Origin of the sequence: Rhodanobacter denitrificans (assembly GCF_003335105.1) — a bacterium.
In the GTDB taxonomy this organism is placed as follows: domain Bacteria; phylum Pseudomonadota; class Gammaproteobacteria; order Xanthomonadales; family Rhodanobacteraceae; genus Rhodanobacter; species Rhodanobacter denitrificans_A.
The window spans coordinates 1-5,634 of the sequence record NZ_QFWQ01000014.1 but is presented as its reverse complement, the minus strand read 5'-3'; the positions used below and the strand labels follow the sequence as shown (position 1 = coordinate 5,634).

The following is a 5,634-nucleotide window of genomic DNA, read 5'->3' as shown; positions in this document are numbered from 1 at the left end:
CGCGGCGGCTGGGCGGATCAAACGCCAAAAAAGACGAAGGCCTCCCCGGGAGGGGAGGCCTTCTAGGATAAAGCCTCTGGCGGTGACCTGTTGCGGGTCGCGACCTGCGGTCGTCACCGCACCAAAGAAAAACCCCCACCGTTGCCGGTGAGGGTGTTTCAGGATAAAGCCCCTGGCGGTGACCTACTCTTGCATGGCAAAGCCACACTACCATCGGCGCATGCGCGTTTCACTTCTGAGTTCGGGATGGGATCAGGTGGGACCACGCCGCTATGGCCGCCAGGGAAGGGGTTGAAGCAGCGCATTACGCGCCGGCTTCAGTCTGGGGTGAAGCCCTTTTGAAGAGTCCGCCACGGATGGCGGGTTTTGCTCTTCGTGAGAGGACCTCACGACAAATACATGTAAACGAGTGACAAGCGTCGAGGTGAATGCGAATCAGGCTTTGCCAAGACCCACGAAGCAACTTGGGGTTATATGGTCAAGCCGCACGGCTCATTAGTATCAGTTAGCTCAACGCATTGCTGCGCTTCCACACCTGACCTATCAACCACCTGGTCTTGATGGTGCCTTAAGGAGAGTCAAGCTCTCGGGAGATCTCATCTTGGGGCGTGCTTCCCGCTTAGATGCTTTCAGCGGTTATCACTTCCGTTCATAGCTACCGGGCAATGCCTCTGGCGAGACAACCCGAACACCAGCGGAACGTCCACTCCGGTCCTCTCGTACTAGGAGCAGCCCCCCTCAAATCTCCAACGCCCACGACAGATAGGGACCGAACTGTCTCACGACGTTCTGAACCCAGCTCGCGTACCACTTTAAATGGCGAACAGCCATACCCTTGGGACCGGCTACAGCCCCAGGATGTGATGAGCCGACATCGAGGTGCCAAACACCGCCGTCGATATGAACTCTTGGGCGGTATCAGCCTGTTATCCCCGGAGTACCTTTTATCCGTTGAGCGATGGCCCTTCCATACAGAACCACCGGATCACTAAGACCTACTTTCGTACCTGCTTGATCCGTCGATCTCGCAGTCAAGCACGCTTATGCCTTTGCACACAGTGCGCGATGTCCGACCGCGCTGAGCGTACCTTCGTGCTCCTCCGTTACTCTTTGGGAGGAGACCGCCCCAGTCAAACTACCCACCATACACGGTCCCTGATCCGGATTACGGACCGAGGTTAGAACGTCAAGCACTTCAGGGTGGTATTTCAAGGATGGCTCCATGCAAACTGGCGTCTGCACTTCAAAGCCTCCCACCTATCCTACACAGAAGAACTCAACGTTCAGTGTAAAGCTATAGTAAAGGTTCACGGGGTCTTTCCGTCTTGCCGCGGGAACGCTGCATCTTCACAGCGAATTCAATTTCACTGAGTCTCGGGTGGAGACAGCGCCGCTGTCGTTACGCCATTCGTGCAGGTCGGAACTTACCCGACAAGGAATTTCGCTACCTTAGGACCGTTATAGTTACGGCCGCCGTTTACTGGGGCTTCGATCAAGAGCTTCGCCTTGCGGCTGACCCCATCAATTAACCTTCCAGCACCGGGCAGGCGTCACACCCTATACGTCCACTTTCGTGTTTGCAGAGTGCTGTGTTTTTGATAAACAGTCGCAGCGGCCAGGTTACTGCGACCCATCGACGCTCAGTCACGCACGTGACCACGTCAATGGGCGCACCTTCTCCCGAAGTTACGGTGCCATTTTGCCTAGTTCCTTCACCCGAGTTCTCTCAAGCGCCTTGGGATTCTCACCCTGCCTACCAGTGTCGGTTTACGGTACGGTTTTTCTACAGCTGAAGCTTAGTGGCTTTTCCTGGAAGCGTAGTATCGGTCACTTCGCCCTAAAGGGCTCGTCTCGGTGCTCGGCATAAAGGATCCCGGATTTGCCTAAGATCCATGCCTACCGCCTTTCCCCGGGACAACCAACGCCCGGTAGACCTAACTTTCTCCGTCCCCACATCGCACTGTAGAAAAGTGCTGGAATATTAACCAGCTTCCCATCGACTACGCATTTCTGCCTCGCCTTAGGGGCCGACTCACCCTGCGCCGATGAACGTTGCGCGAGGAAACCTTGGGCTTTCGGCGTGGGGGCTTTTCACCCCCATTATCGTTACTCATGTCAGCATTCGCACTTCCGATACCTCCAGCAGACTTTACAATCCACCTTCACAGGCTTACGGAACGCTCCTCTACCGCGTACACATAAATGTGCACACCCCGAGCTTCGGTGCATAGCTTAGCCCCGTTAAATCTTCCGCGCAGACCGACTCGACCAGTGAGCTATTACGCTTTCTTTAAAGGATGGCTGCTTCTAAGCCAACCTCCTGGCTGTCTATGCCTTTCCACATCGTTTTCCACTTAGCTATGACTTTGGGACCTTAGCTGCGGGTCTGGGTTGTTTCCCTTTTCACGACGGACGTTAGCACCCGCCGTGTGTCTCCCGGATAGTCTGTCCTGGTATTCGGAGTTTGCCATGGTTTGGTAAGTCGCGATGACCCCCTAGCCATAACAGTGCTCTACCCCCAGGAAGATTCGTCCGAGGCGCTACCTAAATAGCTTTCGAGGAGAACCAGCTATCTCCGAGTTTGTTTAGCCTTTCACTCCTATCCTCAGCTCATCCCCATCTATTGCAACAGATGTGGGTTCGGTCCTCCAGTGCGTGTTACCGCACCTTCAACCTGGCCAAGGATAGATCACTCGGTTTCGGGTCTACTGCCAGAGACTATGCGCCCTATTCAGACTCGGTTTCCCTTCGCCTCCCCTATACGGTTAAGCTTGCCACTGACAGTAAGTCGCTGACCCATTATACAAAAGGTACGCAGTCACCCTTGCGGGCTTCCACTGCTTGTACGTATACGGTTTCAGGGTCTATTTCACTCCCCTCTCCGGGGTTCTTTTCGCCTTTCCCTCACGGTACTAGTTCGCTATCGGTCAGTCAGGAGTATTTAGCCTTGGAGGATGGTCCCCCCATGTTCAGACAAGGTTTCACGTGCCCCGCCTTACTCAATTTCACGCACGGTGCCCTTTCGCTTACCGGGCTATCACCGTCTATGGCCAGCCTTTCCAGACTGTTCAACTAAAACACTGTGCGCTTTTGGGCTAGTCCCCGTTCGCTCGTCGCTACTCAGGGAATCTCGGTTGATTTCTTTTCCTCCGGGTACTTAGATATTTCAGTTCCCCGGGTTCGCCTTGCATGGCTATGTATTCACCATGCAATACCGCTTGCGCGGTGGGTTTCCCCATTCGGACATTGCCGGATCAAAGCTTGTTGCCAGCTCCCCGACACTTTTCGCAGGCTGCCACGTCCTTCATCGCCTCTGACTGCCAAGGCATCCACCGTATACGCTTAGTCGCTTGACCATATAACCCCAAGTCGCCTCGGGATCACACGTCCAAACCACTTCGTTTCGTGCCTTAACACTTGCCTCGGTTCGGTTCGAACCAAGACGCTTGTCACTCGTTTACTTGTTTTCAAAGAACATCACGCCGGCCTCAATGCCGGATGATTTCAAAATCTTTTGTGTGCAACACATCCGCGTTTCATGCCGTACCCAAAGGTGGTGGAGCCTATCGGGATCGAACCGATGACCCCCTGCTTGCAAAGCAGGTGCTCTCCCAGCTGAGCTAAGGCCCCAAGAAATTACGCTTGGTACATGGTGGTGGGTCTGGGTGGACTCGAACCACCGGCCTCACCCTTATCAGGGGTGCGCTCTAACCACCTGAGCTACAGACCCATAAAACTTGGGCCGTTCAGGCCAGCATGTTGGTTACATGCGGATGTGCAGGTGTCTTGTGTGGACGTCTTGCGTGAAGACTCACGCCGTCGTTTCTTGAAAGGAGGTGATCCAGCCGCACCTTCCGATACGGCTACCTTGTTACGACTTCACCCCAGTCATGGACCACTCCGTGGGCGTCGTCCCCCTTGCGGTTAGACTAACGCCTTCTGGAGCAACCCACTCCCATGGTGTGACGGGCGGTGTGTACAAGGCCCGGGAACGTATTCACCGCGGCATAGCTGATCCGCGATTACTAGCGATTCCGACTTCATGGAGTCGAGTTGCAGACTCCAATCCGGACTGGGATCGGCTTTCTGGGATTGGCTCCACCTCGCGGTATTGCAACCCTCTGTACCGACCATTGTAGTACGTGTGTAGCCCTGGCCGTAAGGGCCATGATGACTTGACGTCATCCCCACCTTCCTCCGGTTTGTCACCGGCAGTCTCCTTAGAGTTCCCACCTTTACGTGCTGGCAACTAAGGACAAGGGTTGCGCTCGTTGCGGGACTTAACCCAACATCTCACGACACGAGCTGACGACAGCCATGCAGCACCTGTGTTCCGATTCCCGAAGGCACTCCCGCATCTCTGCAGGATTCCGGACATGTCAAGGCCAGGTAAGGTTCTTCGCGTTGCATCGAATTAAACCACATACTCCACCGCTTGTGCGGGCCCCCGTCAATTCCTTTGAGTTTCAGTCTTGCGACCGTACTCCCCAGGCGGCGAACTTAACGCGTTAGCTTCGACACTGATCTCCGAGTTGAGACCAACATCCAGTTCGCATCGTTTAGGGCGTGGACTACCAGGGTATCTAATCCTGTTTGCTCCCCACGCTTTCGTGCTTCAGCGTCAGTGTTGTCCCAGATGGCCGCCTTCGCCACTGATGTTCCTCCCGATCTCTACGCATTTCACCGCTACACCGGGAATTCCACCATCCTCTGACACACTCTAGCTATCCAGTATCCACCGCCATTCCCAGGTTGAGCCCGGGGATTTCACGGCAGACTTAAATAACCGCCTACGCACCCTTTACGCCCAGTAATTCCGATTAACGCTTGCACCCTTCGTATTACCGCGGCTGCTGGCACGAAGTTAGCCGGTGCTTATTCCTCAGGTACCGTCAGCCCCATAGGGTATTAACCCGTGGTATTTCGCTCCTGATAAAAGTGCTTTACAACCCGAAGGCCTTCTTCACACACGCGGCATTGCTGGATCAGGCTTGCGCCCATTGTCCAATATTCCCCACTGCTGCCTCCCGTAGGAGTCTGGGCCGTGTCTCAGTCCCAGTGTGGCTGATCATCCTCTCAGACCAGCTAGCGATCGTCGCCTTGGTGGGCCATTACCCCGCCAACTAGCTAATCGCACATCGGTTCGTCCTGCCGCGCGAGGCCCGAAGGTCCCCCGCTTTCTCCCGTAGGACGTATGCGGTATTAGTCCCGGTTTCCCGAGGTTATCCCCCACGTCAGGGTAGATCCCGATGCATTACTCACCCGTCCGCCACTCGCCACCCATCGTATTGCTACGACTGTGCTGCCGTTCGACTTGCATGTGTTAGGCATGCCGCCAGCGTTCAATCTGAGCCAGGATCAAACTCTTCACTTAAGTTTTCGATCGTCCGAAGACGATCTATCTTTCTGAAGCGTTGTTCCCAACCAATCAAAACTCATTACTGACTTTTTACTTGATGGGACGCTTGCATTGCTTGGACAGGTCGTAACCCTCCAGCACAAGACGTCCACACAATTCACCTGCGCACACTGTCAAAGATCTTCTTTCGCCCGATCACCTTTTCGGTGATCGCCCCGTGACCTTTCGTCCCGGGTGAGCCGCCCATTCTACATCGCTTTTTACGTCCGTCAACA

At 54.9% G+C, this 5,634-nt stretch carries 2 tRNA genes and 3 rRNA genes; all 5 read right to left on the bottom strand.

Going from position 1 to position 5,634, the window contains the following annotated elements:
• Positions 1–170: 170 nt before the first annotated feature.
• The 5 genes from rrf to DEO45_RS16270 all read right to left on the bottom strand — a co-directional run bounded on the left by rrf (position 171) and on the right by DEO45_RS16270 (position 5,374).
• Positions 171–284 (bottom strand): 5S ribosomal RNA (rrf, locus tag DEO45_RS16290).
• A 190-nt stretch (positions 285–474) separates the two neighbouring features.
• Positions 475–3,356, bottom strand: a 23S ribosomal RNA gene (locus tag DEO45_RS16285).
• Positions 3,357–3,554: 198 nt separating this feature from the next.
• A tRNA-Ala gene (locus DEO45_RS16280) sits at positions 3,555–3,630 on the bottom strand.
• Positions 3,631–3,653: 23 nt separating this feature from the next.
• Positions 3,654–3,730, bottom strand: a tRNA-Ile gene (locus tag DEO45_RS16275).
• A 99-nt stretch (positions 3,731–3,829) separates the two neighbouring features.
• Positions 3,830–5,374, bottom strand: a 16S ribosomal RNA gene (locus DEO45_RS16270).
• Together the 16S, 23S and 5S rRNA genes with 2 tRNA genes alongside form the textbook arrangement of a ribosomal RNA operon.
• Between the last annotated feature and the right edge of the window lie 260 nt (positions 5,375–5,634).